Origin of the sequence: Hallella mizrahii (genome assembly GCF_009695775.1) — a bacterium.
Lineage (GTDB): Bacteria > Bacteroidota > Bacteroidia > Bacteroidales > Bacteroidaceae > Prevotella > Prevotella mizrahii.
The window spans coordinates 1-2,449 of record NZ_VUNG01000085.1; the positions used below are offsets into that span (position 1 = coordinate 1).

General features: G+C 45.7%; 2 protein-coding genes and 1 pseudogene. 2 read left to right on the forward strand and 1 reads right to left on the reverse strand.

Annotation, left to right across the window (positions count from 1 at the left end; genetic code table 11):
* Positions 1-450: 450 nt before the first annotated feature.
* Both FYJ73_RS15480 and FYJ73_RS15485 read left to right on the forward strand, forming a co-directional pair.
* Entirely contained in the window at positions 451-1,152 is a 702-nt protein-coding gene (locus FYJ73_RS15480) for a DsbA family oxidoreductase (protein WP_206081814.1), read from the forward strand.
* Positions 1,149-1,775 (forward strand): MBL fold metallo-hydrolase, encoded by a 627-nt coding sequence (locus tag FYJ73_RS15485; protein WP_154535641.1) that lies wholly within the window; start codon positions 1,149-1,151, stop codon positions 1,773-1,775. Before FYJ73_RS15480 ends, FYJ73_RS15485 begins: the two co-directional genes overlap by 4 nt.
* 61 nt (positions 1,776-1,836) lie before the next feature.
* On the opposite strand, the pseudogene FYJ73_RS15490 reads toward FYJ73_RS15485, so the two are convergent.
* A pseudogene (locus tag FYJ73_RS15490) lies at positions 1,837-2,214 on the reverse strand (Fic family protein); the annotation flags it as partial.
* Between the last annotated feature and the right edge of the window lie 235 nt (positions 2,215-2,449).

The window sequence follows — 2,449 nt, forward strand, 5'->3', positions numbered from 1 at the left end:
AATGTTGCATCCTTATTTGCCGGAAATGCTACATTGCTAATTTCCGAAATCTGCTACATTCATTTTTCCGAAATCTGCTACATTGCTAATTTCTGAAATTTGTTGGTGCAAAGATACCGATTACACCTGGGCTGCGATGGAGAAGTTCTCTGTCTCTGCAGCCTTTACAAAGTAGTTCAATTGTCTCAATTCCATGCTATATCGTTTTTATCGATAAATCTCATCGAATCATTCATGAGTGCAAATATACAAACTTTCGCTTAAGCTCCGTACCTTTGCACCGAAATTCATAACAAAAGTGTGAGAATTATGGGATTCTTTAACAGATTTATCCGGCTATTTGCGGTTTCTATGACGCTAATGATACCGCTTAGAGTACTGTCAGAGTCAGTTGATTCCCTGAAAACAAAACAAGTAATAACCATCAATAAAGTAAAGGAGATTAAGACAATGAAAATCGTTTATTGGAGTGACTATGCTTGCCCTTACTGCTACATCGGCGAGACCCGTCTGAAGAAAGCCATCAAGGAACTTGGACTGGAGAATGAGGTGGAAATCGAGACACGTGCTTTCGAGCTTGACCCCGACGCGCCCAAGACGGTTGAGTCCATCACCGTTGACCGTTTTGCCATGAAGTATCGTCTCTCGAAAGAGGAAGCCCAACAGCAGATAGACCACATCTCGCAGCTTGGCATCGACGAAGGTATCGACTTCCGCTATGCCACCACGCTCTACACCAACACCCGCGATGCCCACCGTCTTACGAAATTGGCACAGACGAAGCACGATACAGCGTTGGAAGACCGCGTGAGTGAACTGTTGTTTGATGCCTATTTTACTCGTAATGAGAAACTGGCCGAACACGACGTGCTGCTCCGTGTGGCTCGTGAGGCTGGACTTGACGAGACTGAGGCAAAGAACGTATTGGAGTCGAACCAGTTTGACGAGGAGGTGCGCTTCGACGAGCGTGAGGCCATGATGTATGGTGTGCATGGCGTTCCTTATTTTATGTTCAACGGAAAGTTTGTCATCCCCGGTGCCTTGTCTGTCAATGCCTTCAAACATACGTTGGAAAAGGCGCTCAAAGACCAGCAAGAGAATACAGTTGGCGTGGATGCCCATCAGTGTGGGCCGGAGGGTTGCCGTATATGATACGTCGGATTGTTGTCAAGGATGTGTTCGCCGTCAACTGCTATTTCTACATTGACGACGAGACGCGCCACGGATTCCTTATCGACCCAGGCGCACAGGCAAGTCGTATCTTGCAGAAGATAGAGGAGAACGGTTGGACGATAGAGCGAATTCTTCTTACTCATGGTCACTTTGACCATACGGGTGCTGTCAGTGAGATTGCCCAGACCTTGGGCATCCCCTACTGCATCCATCGTGATGGAGAAAAATACCTGACGGATACCCGCTGGAACCTGAGTGCCTATTGTGGCAGAAATGTCTATCTGGACGGAGCAGAGTATTTTGATGATGGTGACATTATCCGTCTGAAAGCCAATCCATCGTTCGCCTTGAAGGTCATCCATACGCCTGGACATACGCCTGACAGCGTTATCTTCTATAGTCTGCAAGACGAAGTTGCCTTTGTCGGTGATACCATCTTCCACGACTGTCCTGGCTCCACGCAATATATAGGTGGAAACGAAGTGCAACTCTACAACAGCATCTACAAGAGGATTCTTACCCTCCCCGATGATACAGTGCTCTATTCAGGCCACACTGAACCCACAACCATCGGTCAGGAACGGCCTATGTATTGTGGGTAATTAGTTTCTTGCTACCACCACCCGAACCAGGCTGCGGCCTGTGTCGGGCACAAAAAGGGGATTATAAGTCTCTGTTGTTTTCTGCGATATACGAGCAATATTTACTGAGCAGATTGGACAATGGCAAATCGCCTTTTTGGTATCGGTCAGCATCAAGTTTCAGGACTCTTTCGCAGATTGGTTTCTTTCCCATGAACAATGCTTTAAGGTATTGAATGCCATTCTCTTCTGTAATACTTACATCGGTGAAGAATTGCGTCAAGTCCTCTGCGTCATAGACGATGGAGTAACTAGGACGCTTGGCACCAGGGATGTCCTCTATTAGGATGTTCTTGTCAACAAGATCCTGTATGTCACGTATGGCAGTGTCCTTCGAGCACTTTGCCAATGTTGCCTATGTCTTTGACGTTATCTTAGCCTCATAGCCGTCAAGAAAGAGAGGCGGAGTCAATTAGCAAGTGCAAATTTACGAAGTCTTTTTGTAAACGGCTTCATCTGGAGTGAGGAAATTTAATTTTTCCCTTGGCCTTGCGTTAATTTTTCTTTGTCCTTAATTCCGCAACACTTTGATTTAACTTTATTTATAAGTTCCTGAGCAACAAAAAGTTGCTCAGGATTTTGCCATGTCAGATTTTTCACCTATCTTAGTGTTGCAATTTAAAACAAGCGTAAAT

What these genes read in the sequence shown, in the direction of transcription:
- FYJ73_RS15480 (WP_206081814.1), top strand. Translation starts at nt 451, where the DNA reads ATGAAAATCGTTTATTGGAGTGACTATGCTTGCCCTTACTGCTACATC.
- FYJ73_RS15485 (WP_154535641.1), top strand. Translation starts at nt 1,149, where the DNA reads ATGATACGTCGGATTGTTGTCAAGGATGTGTTCGCCGTCAACTGCTAT.